Origin of the sequence: Nocardioides aestuarii (assembly GCF_039527245.1) — a bacterium.
Lineage (GTDB): Bacteria > Actinomycetota > Actinomycetes > Propionibacteriales > Nocardioidaceae > Nocardioides > Nocardioides aestuarii.
This window is the reverse complement of the sequence record NZ_BAAAJT010000002.1, coordinates 1,824,052-1,841,907: the sequence shown is the minus strand read 5'-3', so window position 1 is coordinate 1,841,907 and position 17,856 is coordinate 1,824,052. Positions and strand designations below refer to the sequence as shown.

The following is a 17,856-nucleotide window of genomic DNA, read 5'->3' as shown; positions in this document are numbered from 1 at the left end:
GGCGGTACGCCGCAGCGCGTCGCGGGCGAGATTTTCGGAGCGTCGGCGCCTCGCCCGTACTCTGAGTCAGCCAGGCACTTCCCCCGAACGAAGGATCACGCGCCTGTGAGTGGCAAGAGACGCGCGGCCGGCCCGGCCGTCACGAAGAAGCAGACCCCCTCGGCCCAGGGCTCCGGCAAGGAGAAGTCCTCCGGCCGCAGCCGGTGGAAGAAGGTCGGCATCGCCGTCCTCGTGCTCGGTCTGCTCGGCTCCCTGCTCGGGGTGGGAGCCTTCATCGTCCTCTACCAGACGATCGACGTGCCGCGGCCGAACGAGGAGTTCGAGACCCAGACCTCCTTCGTCTACTACGCCGACGGCAAGCAGCAGCTCGGCCAGTTCGCCAAGCAGAACCGCGAGTCGATCAACCTCGAGGAGATGCCCGACTCGGTCAAGGACGCCGTCGTGGCGGCGGAGGACCGGACCTTCTGGACCAACCGGGGCATCGACCCGAAGGGCATCGTCCGCGCCGCCTTCAGCAACGCGCGCGGCAACGACACCCAGGGCGCGTCGACGATCACCCAGCAGTACGTGAAGATCCTCTACCTCACCCAGGAGCGGACCCTCACCCGCAAGGTCAAGGAAGCGATCATCTCGCTCAAGCTCCAGCGCGAGCAGAGCAAGGAGCAGATCCTCGAGGGCTACCTCAACACCATCTACTTCGGTCGCGGCGCCTACGGCGTGCAGGCGGCGGCCAAGGCCTACTTCGACAAGGATGCGGCCGACCTCGACCTCAAGGAGTCGGTGGTCATCGCGAGCCTCCTCAACGACCCCAACGACCTCGACCCGAGCAACGGGAAGCGGTCGAAGAAGGACCTGAAGTCCCGCTACGCCGCCGTCCTCAACGACATGGCCGAGGAGGGCACGGTCAGCGCCGACCAGGCAGACAAGGCGGCGAAGAAGCTGCCGAAGTTCCCCGAGATCGAGCAGGACAGCCAGTACGGCCAGCAGCGCGGCCACGTCCTGACGATGGTGCGCAAGGAGCTGCTCGACCTCGGCTACACCGACGAGCAGATCGACGGCGGCGGCCTGCGGGTGACGACCACCTTCACCGAGAAGGCGATGAACGCCGCGGTGCAGGGCGTGGTCGAGGCCAGGCCCGACGGATTCAGCGACAAGCAGCTCCACATCGGCGTCGCCACGGTCGAGCCCGGCACGGGCGCGATCCGTGGCATGTTCGGCGGTCAGGACTACCTCGACTCCCAGCTCAACTGGGCCGTCGCGGGTGGCCAGGCCGGCTCGACGATGAAGGCCGCGGCGCTGGTCGCGGCGATCGAGCAGGGCTTCGGCCTCGAGGACACCTTCGAGGGCAACTCGCCGTTGGAGCTGCCCGACGGCAACCTCGTGGAGAACCAGGGCGACGAGGACTGGGGCTCCGCGATCGACATGATCACCGCCACCGAGCACTCGGTGAACACCGCCTTCATCGACATGACCCTCTCCATGGACGACGGCCCCGACGCGATCATCGACGCCGCCAACCGGATGGGCATCCCGCCGTCCAAGGCCCCGAAGAAGGGACCCGGCTTCCCCTCGACCTCGCCCGGCCTCGAGCCGATCACCGGTGTCTCGCTCGGCAACGCGACCGTGTCGCCGATCAACATGGCCAACGCCTACGCGACCCTCGCCAACGACGGCGTCGCGGCCGAGCCCTACATCATCGAGAAGGTCGTGCTCGCCAACGGCGAGACCGACTACCAGCACAAGGTCGACGACTCCAAGGCGATCGAGGAGGACGTCACCTCCGACGTCAGCTATGCCCTCCAGAAGAACGTGCAGGAGGGCTCGGGCACGGCCGCCCTCGAGCTCGACTGGCCGTCGGCCGGCAAGACCGGCACGGCGACCAACGGTGACGGCGAGGTCTCGTCGGCCTGGTTCGCGGGCTACACCCGCCAGCTCTCCACCGCGGTGATGTACGTCCGGGGCAAGGGCAACGAGCAGCTGCAGGGCTGGCTGCCGTCCTACTTCGGCGGTGCCTACCCGGCCGAGACCTGGACCGCCGTCATGCAGCGGGCGATGGAGGGCCTCCCCGTCGAGGAGTTCCCCGAGCCGGCGATGCTCGACGGCGACGCCCCGACCGAGGGACACGAGCCCTACACGCCGCCGCCCTCGCCGACCCGCACCCAGCAGCCGTCGACCCCGAAGCCGTCGACCCCGAAGCCCTCGGAGTCGCCCACGCCGACCCCGACCGAGGAGCCGACGAAGACCAACACCCCGCCGGGCCAGACCAACTGCCCGCCGCTGAACCCCTCGTGCGACGAAACGCCGACGGCGACCGACACCACCACCGCCGCTGGTGGCGGTGGCGGCGGTGGCGGCGGCAACTCGGCGTACGTCGGAGACCTCGCGGTCGGCCGGGTGCCGGTGCTGCTCGCGGTCGCCGCCTTCCGGGAGTGGTGGATCCTGTAGTGACGCCGGGCGGCGGGGTGCCGGAGGCGGGTCACGAGCACCCCACGCTCGACGACCCGCTGGTCGCCTCGCTCTCGGAGTCGGTCGGCGGTCCCGTCGGCGAGCACGCCGGCCGCCACCCCTGGTGGACGCCGGTCCGGGTGCTGCTCGCGATCACGGCGCTGGTGCTCGCCCTCGGGCTGGTCCAGAAGACCAGCTGCTACGCCGACTCCTGGCAGGACGGCGAGGCCCGCTACACCCACATGTGCTACTCCGACCTGCCCTACCTCTACACCGGGCGGGGCTTCGCGGAGCTCGAGTGGCCCTACGGTGACGACGCCGAGGTGCGCTCGCGCTACCCCGTCATGGAGTACCCCGTCCTCATCTCCTACTGGGCGTGGGGGACCGGGTGGGCGACCCACTGGCTCAGCGGGTCGCCCGACATCACGCCCCGCTACGCGGTCGGCACCGATCGGCTGAACACCGTCGACGGGGTGCTGGCCGAGTCACGCACCTACGTCGCCGTCAACGCGGTCGGCCTCGCGGCCCTGACGCTGCTGGCGGTGTGGCTGCTGGCAGGCGTGCACCGCCGTCGCCCGTGGGACGCCGCGCTGGTCGCGGCCTCGCCGGCCCTGCTCCTCACCGCCTGGGTCAACTGGGACCTGCTGGCGCTGGTGTTCGTCGCCGGCGCGCTGTGGGCGTGGAGCCGCGACCGCCCGGTGCTGACCGGGGTGATGGTCGGGCTCGGGATCGCGGCGAAGCTCTACCCGCTGCTCCTGCTCGGGCCGCTGCTGGTGATCTGCCTGCGCGACCGGCGGCTGGTCGACCTCGGTCGGGTGGTGACGGCCGCGGCCGTGACCTGGCTCGTCGTCGACCTGCCGGGCTTCGTGTCGGGGCCGGAGCAGTGGGCCCACTTCTGGACCTTCAACTCCGACCGGGGCGCCGACCTCGGCTCGCTGTGGCTGGTCCTCGACCAGGCGACCGACGGCGCGACGACCGCGTCGGCGGTCAACCTCTGGTCGCTGGTCGTCCTCGCCGCGTGGTGCGCGGGCGTGCTCGCGCTCGGGCTCCTCGCGCCGGAGACCCCGCGGTTCGCCCAGCTCGCGTTCCTCGTCCTGGTCGGCTTCCTGCTCGTCAACAAGGTCTACTCGCCGCAGTACGTCCTGTGGCTGCTGCCCCTGGCCGCGCTCGCCCGTCCGCGCTGGCGCGACCACCTCGTGTGGCAGGGCACCGAGATCTTCTACTTCGCGATGGTCTGGTGGTACCTCGGCGGCGACCTCGAGCCCACCGCCGGCGGCGACGCCGGGCTCTACTGGGCGGCGATCGTGCTGCGGGTGCTCGGCGAGCTCTACCTCGCGGCGATCGTGATCCGGGACGTCCTCAAGCCCTGGCACGACCCGGTGCGACGCACCGAGGCCGGCCTCTCGCGACAGCTGGTCGTCAGTCGATCGTGACGGCGTCGAACGTCGTCGCCGTGAAGCGCACCCGGACGTCGACGTCGTCGCCGACCGCGGGCACCCGCGCGCCCTGGGGCAGGAACAGCATCGAGGCCTGCATGTGGGGCGGCTCGGCGAACAGCCGCTGCTTGCCGTCGAGGCTGAACGGCGAGCGGACGAAGCCGACCGCGTCGAGGCCACCGCGGGCCAGGGTGGCCGCGCGCGCCTTGATGCTCAGGTCGCCGGTCGGGGCCTCGAGCCCGATGCCGTGGGCGGTGCCGCCGCTGACGACGACGAGGTGGCCGGGCTTGGGCATGCTGCGGCCGCGGTAGCCGAAGACGTCACCGCGGTCGACCGCGTGGACGTCGAGCACGCTGGCGGTGACCCGCAGTGCGCCGCGGTCACCGAGCCACAGCGACGTGCCGATCCGCGGGCGCACCTCGAAGTCCGAGTAGGACGCCCGCAGGCGCTCGAGCTCGGAGGCCGTCAGGTGGCTGACCCAGAGGGTGCGGGTCGGCAGCTCCGCCGCCACCACGTGGGTCATCAGCCGCCGCACCTCGGAGAGGTGGGAGCCGTGGCCCAGGGGCAGGTGGATGGCGACGCCCTCCAGCTCGACGCCCTCGTGGCGGCGTACCTCCTCGGCGGCGGCCTCGAGGTCGCGCCGGGTGAGGCCGTGGCGGCGCATGCTCGTGACGAGCTCGAGGACGATCCGGGCCTGCGGGTCACGCTCGAGGAGGGGGGCGATGTCCTCGACCCGGCTGACGGTGTGGATCACCCGGCGCGCGAGCGTCGGGTCGACCTCGAGGGCGGGGCCGAACGGTCGCCACGGGGTCAGGACGAGCAGGTCGCCGTCGTAGCGGGGCGCGACCTCGGCCAGCTCGGGATAGGTGCCGACGGCGACGGTGTCGACCCCGAGCCAGCCCGCCTTGCGCGCCAGCCGGTGGAGGCCGAAGCCGTAGCCGTTGCCCTTGAGGACCGGGGTCAGGCCGGGGGTGGTGTCGGCGACGTGGCGCAGGTGGGTGCGCCAGCGGTCGCCGTCGACGGAGAGGCGCAGGCTCATCGGCTCAGCCCCGCCGCTTCATGTAGGTGTCGAAGGCCTTGTAGAGCGCGCGGTTGAGCGGGAGGTCCCACTCGCCGGCGTACTCGACGGCCTCGCCGCCGGTGCCGGCCTTGAACCGGATCAGCCCGACGTGGGGGTCGTCAGGGTCGAGGGTGTCGGTGATGCCGCGCAGGTCGTAGACCTCCGCGCCGGCGGCGAGCGCGTCGCGCATCATCGCCCACTGCACGGCGTTCGAGCCCTGGACCTCCCGCTTCTCGGACGAGGAGGCGCCGTAGGAGTACCACGCGTGCGTGCCGACCCGGATGGAGATCGTCGAGGCGACCAGGTCGCCCTCGTGGTGGGCGAACCAGAGCCGGATCCGCTCGGGGTCCTCGGCCGACAGCGCGTCGAGCATGACGCGGAAGTAGGAGAGCGGGCGCGGGGTGAAGTGGTCGCGCTCGGCCGTGTGGACGTAGAGGTCGTGGAAGGCCTTGAGGTCCTCGGCCCCGGCCGAGGCGGTGGTCACCTCGACGCCGGCCTTGTCGGCCTTGCGGATGTTGCGGCGCCACTGCTGGTTCATGGCCTGGAGGACGGCGTCCTCGTCGAGGCCCTCGAGCGGGACCTGGAAGTTGTACTGCGGCTGGCCGGCCGCGAAGCCACCCTCGACCGCCTGCGGCCGCCAGCCGAGCTCGTGGAGCTGGGCCACCACGCGGGCGCCCTCGGCGGAGCGCTCGGCGGGCGCGACGTCGTCGAGGCGGCGCACGGACTCGTCGGCGACGCCGTCCTTGACCTGCTGGGCGCTCCACCGCCGGGTCACCACCGGCGGACCCATGCGGACGCCGAAGGCTCCCTGCTGCTTGAGGTGGGCCGCCATCGGCGCGAGCCACTCGCCTAGGTCCTCGGCGGACCAGTCGATGACGGGGCCCTCGGGCAGGTAGGCGAGGTAGCGCCGGACCTTCGGCAGCTGGCGGTAGAGGACGAGGGCCGCGCCCACGACCTCGCCGCCGCGCTCCCAGCCGATCGACTCCGCGCGCCACTCGGGCTTCACCTGGGCCCAGGCGGGGGTCTGGAGGAAGCTGACCGAGCTCTGGCGTCGGACGAACTCGACGTGCTCGGCCGCGGACAGGGTGCGGACGGTGGGTGCTGCGGTCACCCGGCCGAGGCTATCGGGTGGGTCGGTGGCCCCGGTCAGAGCCGGTCGCGGAGCCACCGGGTGTCGGCGACGTGGTCGTCGGCGCCGCCGGGCGTCTCCAGGACCACCGGCGCGGCAGCGTCGCGCACGACGGCCGCGAGCAGGTCGGGGTCGACCTTGCCGGCGCCGAGGTTGGCGTGGCGGTCGGCCCCGGAGTCGAAGTCGTCGCGGCTGTCGTTGCAGTGGACCAGGTCGATCCGTCCGGTGATGGCCCGGACGTCGTCGACGACCGTCTCGAGGGCGTTGCCGCCGGCGTGGGCGTGGCAGGTGTCGAGGCAGAAGCCCACCCGGTCGGCCTGCTCGCAGGACGAGATCGCGTCCCAGACCCCCTGGATCCGCTCGAGGTAGCGGGTCATCGCGTTGTCGCCGCCGGCGGTGTTCTCGATCAGCAGCGGGAGCTTGAGGTCGACCGCGTCGACGGCCTTGCGCCAGTTGTCGAAGCCGACCTGCGGATCGTCGGACTTGTTGACGTGACCGCCGTGGACGATCAGCCCCTTGGCGCCGATCGCCGCCGCGGCGTCGACGTGCTGCTGGAGCAGCTTGCGGCTCGGGATCCGGATCCGGTTGTTCGTGGTGGCGACGTTGACGATGTAGGGGGCGTGGACGTAGAGGTCGACCCCCGCGGCGACGGCGTCGTCGCGCAGCGCGTCGGCGCCCGCGGCGTAGGAGATCTCGGGGCCCTTGTAGCCCTGCGGGTCGCCGAGGAAGAACTGGACCAGCGGCGCCTGCCGGGCCCGGGCCTCCGCGATCGGGTCGGTCTGGTCGACGTGGGCTCCGATGTCCATGCGGCCAGCCTAGGTGCCGGGTCGGACAGGGCTGAGCGGCCCTGCTGCGGATTCCGTGGGGGTGCGCCGCCGCTGCTAGTCTCTCCCGGTTGCCCGGGGTCGGTCCCGGGCGACATCGCAACAGCCCTCCTGCCACGGAGAGTCCGTGGCCGCCTGAGTCCAGAGGAGGTGGAGACCGCTGTGCGTGCCTATGAAGTGATGGTCATCCTCGACCCGAGTCTCGAAGAGAGGACCGTCGAGCCGTCGCTCGACAAGTACCTCAACGTCATCCGCAAGGATGGTGGCAGCGTCGACAACGTCGACGTCTGGGGCCGTCGTCGGCTGGCCTACGAGATCAAGAAGAACGCTGAGGGCATCTACGCCGTCATCAACCTGAACGCCGAGCCCGCCACGGTCAAGGAGTTCGAGCGCCAGCTCGGCCTCAACGAGTCCGTGCTGCGCACGAAGGTGCTGCGTCCGGCCTGAGGCCTGTGGACGAGCACTTTCCCCTGTCGGCGCCCCACGCTTTGATGGGGCCCGACGAACCAGTGGATCCAACGAGGGAGACCTGACATGGCAGGCGAGACCGTCATCACCGTGGTCGGCAACCTGGTCGACGACCCGGAGCTCCGCTTCACCCCCTCGGGGGCTGCAGTGGCCAACTTCCGGATCGCCTCGACCCCCCGCACCTTCAACTCCGAGACCCGCGAGTGGGTGGACGGCGAAGCGCTGTTCCTCTCCTGCTCGGTGTGGCGCCAGGCGGCCGAGAACGTCGCCGAGTCGCTGCAGAAGGGCATGCGGGTCGTGGTGCAGGGCCGGCTCAAGCAGCGCTCCTACGAGACCCGTGAGGGCGAGAAGCGCACCGTCTTCGAGCTCGAGGTCGAGGAGGTCGGCCCCTCGCTGAAGTTCGCGACCGCCAAGGTCGCCCGCGCCCAGCGCTCCGGCGGTGGCGGGGGCTACGGCGGCGGTGGCGGTGGCGGCTACTCCGGGGGCGGCGCCTCCGGCGGTGGCGCTCCGGCCAACGACCCGTGGGCCTCGTCCGGCCCCTCGGGCGGGCAGTCCTCGGGCGGTGGCGCTCCTGCCAACGACCCGTGGGCGACCCCGGGCGGCGGCGGCAACGACGAGCCGCCCTTCTGATCCGTCACGGATCCACTGATCCATCCATCAACACCTGACACCATTCCGGCTCACGCCGGGCTCGTAAGGAGAGCACCACAATGGCCAAGGCAGTGATTCGCAAGCCCAAGAAGAAGGTTTGCCAGTTCTGCAAGGAGAAGGCGACCGGCGTCGACTACAAGGACGCCGCCCTGCTTCGCAAGTTCATCTCCGACCGCGGCAAGATCCGTGCGCGTCGCGTGACCGGCAACTGCGTCCAGCACCAGCGCGACGTGGCCATCGCGGTCAAGAACGCGCGCGAGCTCGCGCTGCTGCCCTACACGTCCACCGGTCGCTGAGAGGAGTCCCCCTGATGAAGATCATCCTGACCCAGGAGGTCTCCGGCCTCGGCGCTCCCGGCGACGTGGTGGAGGTCAAGGACGGCTACGGCCGCAACTACCTCCTGCCGCGCGGCGAGGCGATCCGCTGGAGCAAGGGTGCCGAGCGCACCGCCGAGTCGATCAAGGCCGCCCGCAAGGCGCGCGCCGTGCGCGACTCCGACCACGCGACCGAGATCAAGACCAAGCTCGAGGCCGCTCCGGTCCCGGTCAAGGTCAAGGCCGGTGACACCGGTCGGCTCTTCGGCGCCGTGACCGCCTCCGACATCGCTGCTGCGCTGTCGGAGACCGCCGGCGAGCAGGTCGACCGCCGCACCATCCAGATCGGCAACCCGATCAAGTCGCTGGGCAGCCACCAGGTGGCCGTCAAGCTCCACGACGAGGTGTCGGCCCAGGTCGCCCTCAACGTGATCCCGGCCTGACGCCGGCCTCACGCACGACAGTCCGCAGGGCCGTCCCTCCTCACGGGAGGGGCGGCCCTGCGGCGTGCTCGGGGGTCGGCTGGGCCCACGGCCGGTCACCGTGCCGGAAGCACAGCACGATCTCGGTGATCGCGGTGACGAGCCCGATGAGCACCCCGACGAGCAGCACGGCGACCACGCCCGCGCCGTAGACCACGGGCGGGAGGAGCAGCACCACGATGTTGCCGGCGAGCACGAGTCGCCACCACCCGCGGGCGGACTCGTCGCCGGCGCCGCCCGCGGCCCGCGCCATCGAGAGCGCCAGCAGCAGGCCGAAGCCGACCTCCGGCAGGCTGATCGCCCACGCGAGCGGGAGCGGGAGCGCCTCGACGTCGACGAGGGCGCCGGGGATCCAGATCGCGACGGAGACCAGCAGCGCCGCGGCTCCGGCCACGGCGAGCCGTGCCGGGGCGAGTTGGGGCGGCAGTCCCGCGCAGGCGAGGAGCACGACCAGCCAGCCGATCCAGTCGGCGACCACGTCGACGCCCTCGAAGGAGATGTCGAGGAGCGCGATCAGCAGGCCGACGGCGAGCAGGGAGAGCGGGCGCACCCGCACACCCTAGGGGCGCACCGGCACCCCGGTGACCAACCAGGCATCGCCGCGGGCCCGGTGGACCAGCACGACGAGCCGGGCTCCCATGAACAGTGCACTGAAGCTGACCCAGACGCTGAGCAGGCCGCCGCCGAGCAGGACGGCGAGCAGCGCCACCGGCGCGTAGACGACGAGGGTCACGACGCCGCCCCAGGCGAGGTAGCGACCGTCGCCGGCGCCGATGAGCACCCCGTCGAGGACGAAGACGACCCCGGCGACCGGCTGGCCCAGGGCCGCGACCACCAGCACGGCGACCAGTCGCTCGTGGACCGCCTCGTCGGAGGTGAAGAGCGGCCCGAGGACGGGGCTGGCCACCGCCAGCGCGACTCCGGTCACCACGCCGGACCAGAGACCCCACCGGATCATGGTGCGGGTCATGGCCCGGGTCCCGGCGACGTCGCCCGCGCCGAGGGACCGGCCGGTCAGGGCCTGCGCGGCGATCGCGATCGCGTCGAGCACGAACGCGAGGAAGGTCCACAGGGTGAAGGCGACCTGGTGGGTCGCGACGTCGACGGTCTGGCCCGCGACGTCGGTCGCGCCCACCGTGACCGCCCACGTGGTGACCAGCAGCGCGGCCCGGAGGGTCAGGGTGCGGACCACCAGCGGGACTCCCGCCCGTCCGGCGGCCCGGATGCCGGGGAGGTCGGGCCGCAGCGGCGCTCGCTCACGGCGCGCGACGCGCACCACGACCGCGACGAGGGCGCCGGCCATGGCCATCTGGGCCAGCACCGAGCCCCAGGCCGACCCGGCGATGCCCAGCCCGGCGCCGTGGACGAGGGCGACGTTGAGCACGACGTTGAGCCCGTTGCCGGCCACCGCCACGACCAGCGGCGTCCGCGTGTCCTGGAGACCGCGGAGCACCCCGGTCGCGGCGAGGATGAGCAGCAGCGGAGCCGTGCCGAGCAGGGCGATGCTCAGGTAGGTGGTGCCCTGCTCGGAGACCTCCGCCCCGGCGCCGAAGAGGTCGACGAGCAGCCCGGCGGCCGGGACGCCGAGCAGCGTGACGGCCGCGCCGATCGCCACGGCCAGCCACAGCCCGTCGACGCCCTGGGCGAGCGCGCCCCGGGTGTCGCCGGCGCCGAGGTGGCGCGCGACGCCGGCCGTGGTGCCGTAGGCGAGGAAGACGCAGAGACCGACGGCCGTCTGGAGGACGGCGGCCGCGAGACCGAGCCCCGCCAGCGGAGCGGTGCCGAGGTGGCCCACGATCGCGGCGTCGGCGAGCAGGAACAACGGCTCCGCCGCCAGGGCCAGGAATGCGGGGACGGCGAGGCGCAGGATCTCGCGCTCCTGGGGTCCCGGCATGCGACCAGACTACGGCAGTAAGGATCAGTAGCGCCATGTGCCCATGACGTGGCTGACCCGCTGGTCAATGTGGATGAATCGGTGAATAACGCTGCAGCCCGGACCGTGCTCTGCTAGCGGCGCTGGCGCGGCGCCCACTCGTCCCGGATCGTGAACCTCGACCGAGAAAGTCGCCGACAGTTTCGCGTCCACATCCTGTGAAGACCGTCTTCGCAGGTCAGCGCCCTGTCAGCGGCGACTTGACGGCCCCTGCTCCACAGGACGGTCCCCACCCTGTGCACACCATCCGGGGAGAACTCCACCACCGGCGGCCGGTTATCCCCAGGGGGCTGTGGACAAGGTGCTTCCGGTCGCGCGCAGGGGCCGCGTAGGTTCCTCCGAGTTGCCCGACCTCCCCCCGCCGCTCGCCGGCACCGGTCGAGCACTGTCGGTGGTCCTCCCTATCGTCACGGAGGACCACCGACCCCCCGGACCCACTGACGTTGGAGGACTCGTGAGCGTCACCGAGCACGGCATGCCCCACGGGCCTGACGCGCCTCCCGACGACTACGAGCAGTGGGGTGACGGCCCCGCGGCCTACGCGCCGGGCGAGGCTCCGCAGCGTTCCGGGGGCGACCGGACGCCTCCCCAGGACAACGCCGCCGAGCAGAGCGTGCTGGGCGCGATGCTGCTCTCCAAGGACGCGATCGCCGACGTCACCGAGACCGTCCGCGGCACCGACTTCTACCGCCCGGCCCACGAGCTGATCCACGACGCGATCATCGACCTCTACGGCCGCGGCGAGCCGGCCGACCCGGTGACGGTGGCCGCCGAGCTCCAGCGCCGGGGCGAGCTCCAGCGGGTCGGCGGGGCCCCCTATCTCCACACCCTCTCGGCCAACGTGCCGATCGCCGCCAACGCGGGCTACTACGCCGAGATCGTGCGGGAGAAGGCGATCCTGCGCCGCCTCGTCGACGCCGGCACCAAGATCGTCCAGATCGGCTACGCCGGCGAGGGGCAGGTCGACGACGTCGTCGACCAGGCCCAGGCCGAGGTCTACAAGGTCACCGACAAGCGCAGCGCCGAGGACTACGCGCCGCTCTCCGACATCATGGACGGCGTCCTCGACGAGATCGAGGCGATCGGCAACCGCGAGGCCGGCCTCTACGGCGTGCCGACCGGCTTCGCCGACCTCGACGACCTCACCAACGGCCTCCACGCCGGCCAGATGATCATCGTCGCGGCGCGACCCGCGATGGGGAAGTCGACGCTCGCGCTCGACCTGTGCCGGGCCGCCTCCATCCACAACAACCTGACCAGCTGCTTCTTCAGCCTCGAGATGACGCGCTCGGAGATCACGATGCGGTTGCTCTCCGCCGAGGCGAAGGTGCCGCTCAACCACATCCGCAACGGTGCGATGACCGACGACGACTGGACCAAGCTGGCCCGCAAGATGGGCGAGGTCTCCAGCGCGCCGATGTTCATCGACGACTCGCCCAACATGACGATGATGGAGATCCGCGCGAAGGCGCGCCGGCTGCGGCAGCGCCACGACCTGCGGCTGATCGTCATCGACTACCTCCAGCTGATGACGTCGGGCAAGAAGGTCGAGTCGCGCCAGCTCGAGGTCTCGGAGTTCTCCCGCCAGATCAAGTTGCTGGCCAAGGAGCTCGAGGTCCCGATCATCGCGCTCTCCCAGCTCAACCGTGGTCCGGAGCAGCGCGGCGACAAGCGACCGATGATGAGCGACCTGCGCGAGTCCGGCTCGATCGAGCAGGACGCCGACATGGTCGTGCTGCTCCACCGCGACGACGTCTACGAGAAGGAGTCGACCCGCCCCGGCGAGGCCGACCTGATCGTGGCCAAGCACCGCAACGGCCCGACCCGCGACATCACCGTCGCCTTCCAGGGCCACTACTCCCGCTTCGTCGACATGGCCCACGGCTGACCGGACCCGACGGTGTCCGGAGGGATGCTCAGGAGCCGAGGCCGGTGATCCTCACGAGCGACCCGTTGCCGAAGACGTCAGTCGTGGCCCAGAGCTTGCCGTCCTTGAACTCCACCGCCGCGGGCGAGGCCAGGTCGACGACCGGTGTCACGGTGCCGTTGCGCAGGACCGAGATCCGGTTGCCGGCGAGCTCGGAGACGTAGACCTTGCCGCCGGGCGCGGTGGCGACGTTGGTCGCGGCGCTCAGGCCCCTGGCCAGGATGCTCCACTCGAAGTCTCCGGGGCTGATCCGCATGATCATGCCGCGGGGGCCGAGCAGGTCGCCCTCGGGGGTGCCCGGCTCGGGTCCGCCCGGGAGCAGGCTCACGATGAGGTAGCCGAGGGGGTTGACCTCGACGTCGGTCGGCACGGGTTCGAAGGCGTAGGTCTTGCCGATCACGCAGTCAGGCAGGCCGAACCCGGCCGCGACCTCCTCGGTGATCGTCGCCTTCGCGGGTCGTGGCACCTTCACGACCTCGACGTGGCCCCACTTCGAGACGTGGAGGACGGCGTTGGCCGCCGCGTCGGCGACGTACCACCCGCCGTCGTCGGCGTTGGCCACCGAGTAGGGGTGGGACTCGACGATGCCGGTGTAGGGGTGGAGGAACTCGGGGGTCTGCGCGATGCAGTCGGCCGAGGTGTTGCGCAGGCCGTAGCGCTGGTGGCCGTCGGGGTTGTGCGCGGCCTCGAAGGCGCCGAGGTCGGCGATGGTGCGGACCGTGCCGTTCGGGCGCCGGTGCTTGAGCAGCGCGACCGGCTCCTCCTCGGTGCCTCCGCTGAAGGTGTAGACGACGTCGTAGCCGCGGGAGGCGACGCCGGCGATCTCGCCCGGCTCGCTCACGAGGTCCTTGGTCGTGCCGTTGCCCCGGACCTTGGTCAGCACCCCGCTGAAGGACTGGGCGACGTAGATCTGGCCGCGGTGACCGACGTCGAACTGCAACGGACCGGCGAGACCCTGCGCGATCGGGTCGGACGGCGTGGGGACGGCGGAGGCCGGCGCTGCCGGCGTGAGGAGAGCGAGGCCGGCGACGGCACTCGCGAGAAGACCTGCTCGCGTGGTGTTCATGTGGATCCCCCAGGTGGACGGACGGGCTGGCACGTGGCTGCCCACCGGTCACACGCTGGAGCCAGACAACCACTCGCAGCCGCCGCCGCGCCTCGCACAGACGGGGTAACTCCGTCAGGCCGCCAGACGCGCCCGCAGCCCCTCGATGACCAGGTCGAGGGTCACCTCGAACTCGTCGCCGAAGTCGTAGCCCGGCTGGAGCGCGTGCTCGAGCGTGAACTCCTTGAAGTGGAGCAGCTGGCCCTCGGGCAGGGAGCTGACGATCATCTGGCCGAGCTGGGCGAGGTCGGCGCCGGGCTCGAACGGGAGGCTCAGCTCCTGGACCAGGAAGCCGTAGAGGTGGGCGTCGAGCGCGGCGAAGGCGTGACCGGTCAGCGAGAGGGAGAAGCCGGCGGTGCGGAGGCAGCCGATGACCGCGTCGTGGTGGACCAGGGTCTCGAAGCCCGCGTTGCGCCGGGAGTCCAGGACGCCGATCGCCCACGGGTGGCGCTTGACCGACTCACGGGCCGAGCGCGACCGCAGCCGCATCTCCTGCTCCCAGTCCTCGCCGATCCGGGGAGCGTGGAACTCGGCGAACACCGCGTCGACCATCGCGTCGACCATCGCCTCCTTGTTGGCGACGTGGTGGTAGAGCGACATCGCCTCGACCCCCAGCCGGCGGGCGACGGCACGCATCGACAGGCCGGACAGCCCGTCGGCGTCGGCGATCTCGAGGGCCGCCACCACGATCTCCTCGCGGGTCAGCGACCCGCTCCGTCGCCTCGGTCTCCCTGCCATGCGCCCACCCTTCACAGCCCTCGCCATTGACAAGACTTACGACGTAAGCCTAGCGTGTGGGTCAACCCTTACAACGTAAGTCTTGGAGGAGACATGCAGGCAGTCGTCCAGCATCGTTATGGAGGCAGCGAGCAGCTGTCCCTCGCCGAGGTCGCGGACCCGGCGGCCGGACCGGGGGAGGTGCTCGTCGAGGTCCGCGCCGCCGGTGTCGACCGCGGCACCTGGCACCTGATGACCGGTCTGCCGCTGGTCATGCGACTGGGCTTCGGCTTCCGCGGGCCGAAGGTCCCGGTCCCCGGCCGCGACGTCTCGGGGGTCGTCGTCGCCGTCGGGCCGGACGTCACGTCCTACGCCGCGGGCGAGGAGGTCATCGGCACCGCCGACGGCTCCTTCGCCGAGCTCGCGGTGGTCCCGGTGAAGCGGCTGGCCCGCAAACCGTCGTCGGTCACCCACGAGGAGGCCGCCGTGCTCCCGGTGTCCGGACTCACCGCCCTCCAGGCGATCCGCAAGGCGGGCGTGTCCGCAGGCCAGCAGGTCCTGGTCATCGGCGCCTCCGGCGGGGTCGGGTCCTACGCCGTGCAGCTGGCCGTCGCGGCCGGGGCGACCGTGACCGGCGTGGCCGGCGGCGCCAAGGCCGACCTGGTCCGGGACCTCGGTGCCGAGCGGGTCCTCGACCACACCCGGCAGGAGATCGAGCAGGACGGTCGCTACGACGTCATCATCGACATCGCGGGTCGGCGCCCGCTGCCGCTGCTGCGCCGGGCGCTCGCGCCGGAGGGGACTCTCGTGGTCGTCGGCGGCGAGGGCGGCGACCGCTGGCTGGGCGGCTTCCAGCGCCAGCTCGCGCTCCCGCTGCGCAGCGTGTTCACCCGGCAGCGGCTGCTGGGTCTGCTCAGCAAGGAGAGCAGCGCCGACCTGGCCGAGCTCGCCCGCCTCGTCGACGCCGGCGACGTCCGCCCCACCCTCGACCGCACCTTCACCCTCGACGAGGCCGCCAAGGCCGTCGACCACGTCGCCGACGGCCACGCCCGCGGCAAGGTCGCCGTCGTTCCGACCACCCAGGAGAGCTGAGATGTCCACGCAGACCACCCAGGCCGCCCGCACGGCACCCCGCACCGGCAGCCCCGACGTCCTGCGCCGCGTCGCTGGCTGGGCGGCCGCCGGCTACGTCGCGATCTTCGTGCTCGCGATCTTCGGCAACTTCCTCGCCCTCGACCCCACCATCCACCCGGGGGAGCCCGGCGCCACCGCCGACGCGCTCCGCGAGGCCGGCACCACCTTCCGGCTCGGGATCGCCGCCTTCCTCGGCATCTTCCTGGCCGACGTCGTGGTCGCGTGGGCGCTCTACGAGCTCTTCGCGCCGGTCGGACGCAGCCTCTCGCTGCTCGCCGCCTGGTTCCGGCTCACCTACACCGTGGTCCTCGGTGCGGCGATGGGCCTGCTCTACGTCGCGGTCTCCCTCGCCGAGCGCGGTACGTCGGCCGGCGACGAGGGAGTGCTCCTGGCCCTCCAGGCCTTCGACTTCACCTGGGTCGTCGGGCTGGCCGCCTTCGGCGCCCACCTGCTCCTGGTCGCGCGGCTGCTGGTCGCGGCCGCCGGCCCCCGCTGGCTCGCCGCCGTCATGACGCTCGCGGGCGCGGCGTACGTCGTCGACACCGTCGCCCACATCGTGCTCGCCGACTACGAGGCCTGGGCCGGTGGCTTCCTGCTGATGGTCGCGCTCCCGTCGGTCGTCGGCGAGCTCGCCTTCACGATCTGGTTGGCGATGGTCGCCCGGGGTCGCAGGTCCATCGCGGCCGGCTGAGTCAGAAGTCGGACGACGACTCGGTCGGTTCGCTGCCCCGTCGGCGCAGGTGCACCATGCGCGTCAGCCGGATCCCGGGTCGCAGGAGGAACTCCAGGCTGCCCAGCACGAAGCACCAGGTGGCCGCCGTCATCGTCTGTTCCCAGAAGAACAGGATGCTCCCGACGAGGAACCACAGGGCGATGAGGACGTCGTTGGCGATGCTGAGCGCCTCGTAGCGCTGCCGGATCACCAGCTCGTCCGGGCCGAGGTGGAGCCGGAGCGAACGGTCGTGCGCATCGTCCCCCATGATCAGCCGGTGATGCGGCCCTTCAGCGACGACGGGTCGTCGACCGGCTCGTCCTTCGACGAGGTGATCAGGTCGCGGGCGGCGTCGACGCTTTCCCAGACGTTCCACAGCAGGACACCGCGCACCCGGCCGCCGTCGAGGTAGTAGACGACCCCCTGGTCGGTGGGCTCGTCGTCCCCCTGCCAGTCCTCGACCATCTCGAGCCGGCTGTCGAGGTCGCCGATCGCCTCGTAGCCGTCGTCGAACAGGTCGCTCCAGAAGAACGGTGTCTCCTCGTAGGTCGCGTCCGCGCCGGCCATCGCACGGCCGGCGAGCTCGCCGGACTTCTCGGCGTGGTCGACGTGCTCGACCCGGCGGCGGCCCAGCCGCACGTCGGGGTAGGACGCCACGTCGCCGGCCGCCCAGACGTCGTCGGCACTGGTGCGCATCGCGGCGTCGACGACGATCCCGTCGTCGACCTCGAGGCCGGCCTTTTCGGCGAGGCCGGTGCGCGGGGCGACGCCCACGCCGACGACGGCGAGGTCGCCCTCGATCGTGGTCCCGTCCTCGAGCTCCACGCTGACCCCGTCGTCGCGGGAGGCGCCCCCGGCGAGCGAGCCGTGGACGATCTTGACCCCGTGGTCGGCCAGAGCGTCGGTGATGCGGCGGGCGAGCCGCTCGGGGAAGAGCCGCTCCTGGACGAGGTCCTCGGGCAGCACCATCGTGACCTTCACGTCGTTCTGGACGAGGGCGGCCGCCATCTCGGCGCCGATGTAGCCGCCGCCGATCACGATCGCGTGGGTGTCGGGGCCGAGCAGGTCGCGCAGCTGCCGGTAGTCGGCGGCGGTCCGGTAGGCCAGCACCCGCGGGCCGGACGGCAGGCCCAGGGTGCGGGGCTCGGCGCCGGTCGCGAGCAGGAGCTTGCCGTAGTCGACCGAGGAGCCGTCGGCGAGCGTGACGGTGTGGGCGGCGGTGTCCACGGCGGTCGCCTCGGCGTCCGTGCGAAGCTCCAGGCCGTCGGCCGTGCCGTCGAGCAGCGTCTCGTCCTCGAGTGCTGCGTCGTCCTTGAGCCAGAGGTCCTTCGAGAGCACCGGGCGGTAGACCGGCGGGTCGGGCTCGGCCCCGATCACGAGGACGCTGCCCTGCTCGTCGACCTCGCGGATGCCGTCCACAGCCTTGGCGGCGGCGACGCCGGCACCGATGATCACGTAGTCGTAGGCGCTCATGTCCTCGACGCTAGCCCGCGGGTGCACGCGGTCGCACCACCCGAGA

At 71.7% G+C, this 17,856-nt stretch carries 18 protein-coding genes; 9 read left to right on the top strand and 9 right to left on the bottom strand.

Features of this window, described 5'->3' with window-relative positions; translation table 11 throughout:
* The first annotated feature begins 105 nt into the window (after positions 1-105).
* Together ABD091_RS09385 and ABD091_RS09380 are read left to right on the top strand one after the other, a co-directional pair.
* A complete protein-coding gene (locus ABD091_RS09385) occupies positions 106-2,445 on the top strand; it encodes a transglycosylase domain-containing protein (protein ID WP_343917704.1) in 2,340 nt (779 codons plus the stop codon).
* The gene (locus ABD091_RS09380; RefSeq protein WP_343917702.1) at positions 2,445-3,878 is read left to right on the top strand and encodes a glycosyltransferase family 87 protein; all 1,434 of its coding nucleotides are present in this window, start codon (positions 2,445-2,447) and stop codon (positions 3,876-3,878) included. Before ABD091_RS09385 ends, ABD091_RS09380 begins: the two co-directional genes overlap by 1 nt.
* Here ABD091_RS09380 and ABD091_RS09375 read toward each other — a convergent pair.
* Genes ABD091_RS09375 through ABD091_RS09365 form a run of 3 tightly spaced genes read right to left on the bottom strand, consistent with a single transcriptional unit; the run spans position 3,865 to position 6,876 of the window.
* A complete protein-coding gene (locus tag ABD091_RS09375; RefSeq protein WP_343917700.1) occupies positions 3,865-4,920 on the bottom strand; it encodes an alanine racemase in 1,056 nt (351 codons plus the stop codon). The two genes, ABD091_RS09380 and ABD091_RS09375, sit on opposite strands and share 14 nt — an antisense overlap.
* Positions 4,921-4,924: 4 nt before the next feature.
* On the bottom strand, positions 4,925-6,052 hold the full coding sequence (locus tag ABD091_RS09370; RefSeq protein WP_343917697.1) for a lipid II:glycine glycyltransferase FemX: 1,128 nt from the start codon (positions 6,050-6,052) through the stop codon (positions 4,925-4,927).
* A 35-nt stretch (positions 6,053-6,087) separates the two neighbouring features.
* Positions 6,088-6,876: a deoxyribonuclease IV gene (locus ABD091_RS09365; protein WP_343917695.1), complete on the bottom strand. Its 789-nt coding sequence runs from the start codon at positions 6,874-6,876 to the stop codon at positions 6,088-6,090.
* A 180-nt stretch (positions 6,877-7,056) separates the two neighbouring features.
* On the opposite strand from ABD091_RS09365, the gene rpsF reads away from it, so the two are divergent.
* The 4 genes from rpsF to rplI all read left to right on the top strand — a co-directional run bounded on the left by rpsF (position 7,057) and on the right by rplI (position 8,770).
* Positions 7,057-7,341, top strand: coding sequence for a 30S ribosomal protein S6 (rpsF, locus tag ABD091_RS09360; protein WP_343917693.1), 285 nt, complete (start codon positions 7,057-7,059; stop codon positions 7,339-7,341).
* A gap of 87 nt (positions 7,342-7,428) precedes the next feature.
* The gene (locus ABD091_RS09355) at positions 7,429-7,992 is read left to right on the top strand and encodes a single-stranded DNA-binding protein (RefSeq protein WP_343917691.1); all 564 of its coding nucleotides are present in this window, start codon (positions 7,429-7,431) and stop codon (positions 7,990-7,992) included.
* An 80-nt stretch (positions 7,993-8,072) separates the two neighbouring features.
* Positions 8,073-8,309, top strand: coding sequence for a 30S ribosomal protein S18 (gene rpsR / locus ABD091_RS09350; RefSeq protein ID WP_343917689.1), 237 nt, complete (start codon positions 8,073-8,075; stop codon positions 8,307-8,309).
* A gap of 14 nt (positions 8,310-8,323) precedes the next feature.
* Positions 8,324-8,770, top strand: coding sequence for a 50S ribosomal protein L9 (gene rplI / locus ABD091_RS09345; protein WP_343917687.1), 447 nt, complete (start codon positions 8,324-8,326; stop codon positions 8,768-8,770).
* 40 nt (positions 8,771-8,810) lie between these two features.
* Here the strand turns inward: rplI and ABD091_RS09340 are convergent, their stop codons facing one another.
* Both ABD091_RS09340 and ABD091_RS09335 read right to left on the bottom strand, forming a co-directional pair.
* On the bottom strand, positions 8,811-9,359 hold the full coding sequence (locus ABD091_RS09340; protein ID WP_343917685.1) for a hypothetical protein: 549 nt from the start codon (positions 9,357-9,359) through the stop codon (positions 8,811-8,813).
* A gap of 9 nt (positions 9,360-9,368) precedes the next feature.
* Entirely contained in the window at positions 9,369-10,703 is a 1,335-nt protein-coding gene (locus tag ABD091_RS09335) for an MATE family efflux transporter (RefSeq protein WP_343917683.1), read from the bottom strand.
* 493 nt (positions 10,704-11,196) lie between these two features.
* Between ABD091_RS09335 and dnaB the strand changes: the two genes are divergently transcribed.
* Complete coding sequence (gene dnaB / locus ABD091_RS09330) at positions 11,197-12,630, top strand: replicative DNA helicase (RefSeq protein ID WP_343917681.1); 1,434 nt, start codon at positions 11,197-11,199, stop codon at positions 12,628-12,630.
* A gap of 28 nt (positions 12,631-12,658) precedes the next feature.
* On the opposite strand, the gene ABD091_RS09325 is transcribed toward dnaB, so the two are convergent.
* Both ABD091_RS09325 and ABD091_RS09320 read right to left on the bottom strand, forming a co-directional pair.
* A complete protein-coding gene (locus tag ABD091_RS09325; protein ID WP_343917679.1) occupies positions 12,659-13,735 on the bottom strand; it encodes a ScyD/ScyE family protein in 1,077 nt (358 codons plus the stop codon).
* 114 nt (positions 13,736-13,849) lie between these two features.
* Entirely contained in the window at positions 13,850-14,512 is a 663-nt protein-coding gene (locus ABD091_RS09320; protein WP_343917677.1) for a TetR/AcrR family transcriptional regulator C-terminal domain-containing protein, read from the bottom strand.
* A gap of 93 nt (positions 14,513-14,605) precedes the next feature.
* Between ABD091_RS09320 and ABD091_RS09315 the strand changes: the two genes are divergently transcribed.
* Together ABD091_RS09315 and ABD091_RS09310 are read left to right on the top strand one after the other, a co-directional pair.
* Positions 14,606-15,583: an NAD(P)-dependent alcohol dehydrogenase gene (locus ABD091_RS09315; RefSeq protein ID WP_343917675.1), complete on the top strand. Its 978-nt coding sequence runs from the start codon at positions 14,606-14,608 to the stop codon at positions 15,581-15,583.
* Between the two features lies 1 nt (position 15,584).
* Entirely contained in the window at positions 15,585-16,316 is a 732-nt protein-coding gene (locus ABD091_RS09310) for a DUF4386 domain-containing protein (protein WP_343917673.1), read from the top strand.
* 1 nt (position 16,317) lies between these two features.
* Here the strand turns inward: ABD091_RS09310 and ABD091_RS09305 are convergent, their stop codons facing one another.
* Both ABD091_RS09305 and ABD091_RS09300 read right to left on the bottom strand, forming a co-directional pair.
* Positions 16,318-16,605 carry a YrhK family protein gene (locus ABD091_RS09305; protein WP_343917671.1) on the bottom strand — a complete coding sequence of 96 codons (288 nt, stop codon included), beginning with the start codon at positions 16,603-16,605 and terminating at the stop codon, positions 16,318-16,320.
* 2 nt (positions 16,606-16,607) lie between these two features.
* On the bottom strand, positions 16,608-17,810 hold the full coding sequence (locus ABD091_RS09300) for an NAD(P)/FAD-dependent oxidoreductase (RefSeq protein ID WP_343917669.1): 1,203 nt from the start codon (positions 17,808-17,810) through the stop codon (positions 16,608-16,610).
* Between the last annotated feature and the right edge of the window lie 46 nt (positions 17,811-17,856).

Excerpts from the sequence above, each read along its gene's own strand:
- ABD091_RS09375 (WP_343917700.1), bottom strand. The coding sequence starts at position 4,920 with ATGAGCCTGCGCCTCTCCGTCGACGGCGACCGCTGGCGCACCCACCTG.
- ABD091_RS09365 (WP_343917695.1), bottom strand. The coding sequence starts at position 6,876 with ATGGACATCGGAGCCCACGTCGACCAGACCGACCCGATCGCGGAGGCC.
- ABD091_RS09355 (WP_343917691.1), top strand. The coding sequence starts at position 7,429 with ATGGCAGGCGAGACCGTCATCACCGTGGTCGGCAACCTGGTCGACGAC.
- rpsR (WP_343917689.1), top strand. The coding sequence starts at position 8,073 with ATGGCCAAGGCAGTGATTCGCAAGCCCAAGAAGAAGGTTTGCCAGTTC.
- rplI (WP_343917687.1), top strand. The coding sequence starts at position 8,324 with ATGAAGATCATCCTGACCCAGGAGGTCTCCGGCCTCGGCGCTCCCGGC.
- ABD091_RS09335 (WP_343917683.1), bottom strand. The coding sequence starts at position 10,703 with ATGCCGGGACCCCAGGAGCGCGAGATCCTGCGCCTCGCCGTCCCCGCA.
- ABD091_RS09325 (WP_343917679.1), bottom strand. The coding sequence starts at position 13,735 with ATGAACACCACGCGAGCAGGTCTTCTCGCGAGTGCCGTCGCCGGCCTC.
- ABD091_RS09320 (WP_343917677.1), bottom strand. The coding sequence starts at position 14,512 with ATGGCAGGGAGACCGAGGCGACGGAGCGGGTCGCTGACCCGCGAGGAG.
- ABD091_RS09315 (WP_343917675.1), top strand. The coding sequence starts at position 14,606 with ATGCAGGCAGTCGTCCAGCATCGTTATGGAGGCAGCGAGCAGCTGTCC.
- ABD091_RS09310 (WP_343917673.1), top strand. The coding sequence starts at position 15,585 with ATGTCCACGCAGACCACCCAGGCCGCCCGCACGGCACCCCGCACCGGC.
- ABD091_RS09305 (WP_343917671.1), bottom strand. The coding sequence starts at position 16,605 with ATGGGGGACGATGCGCACGACCGTTCGCTCCGGCTCCACCTCGGCCCG.
- ABD091_RS09300 (WP_343917669.1), bottom strand. The coding sequence starts at position 17,810 with ATGAGCGCCTACGACTACGTGATCATCGGTGCCGGCGTCGCCGCCGCC.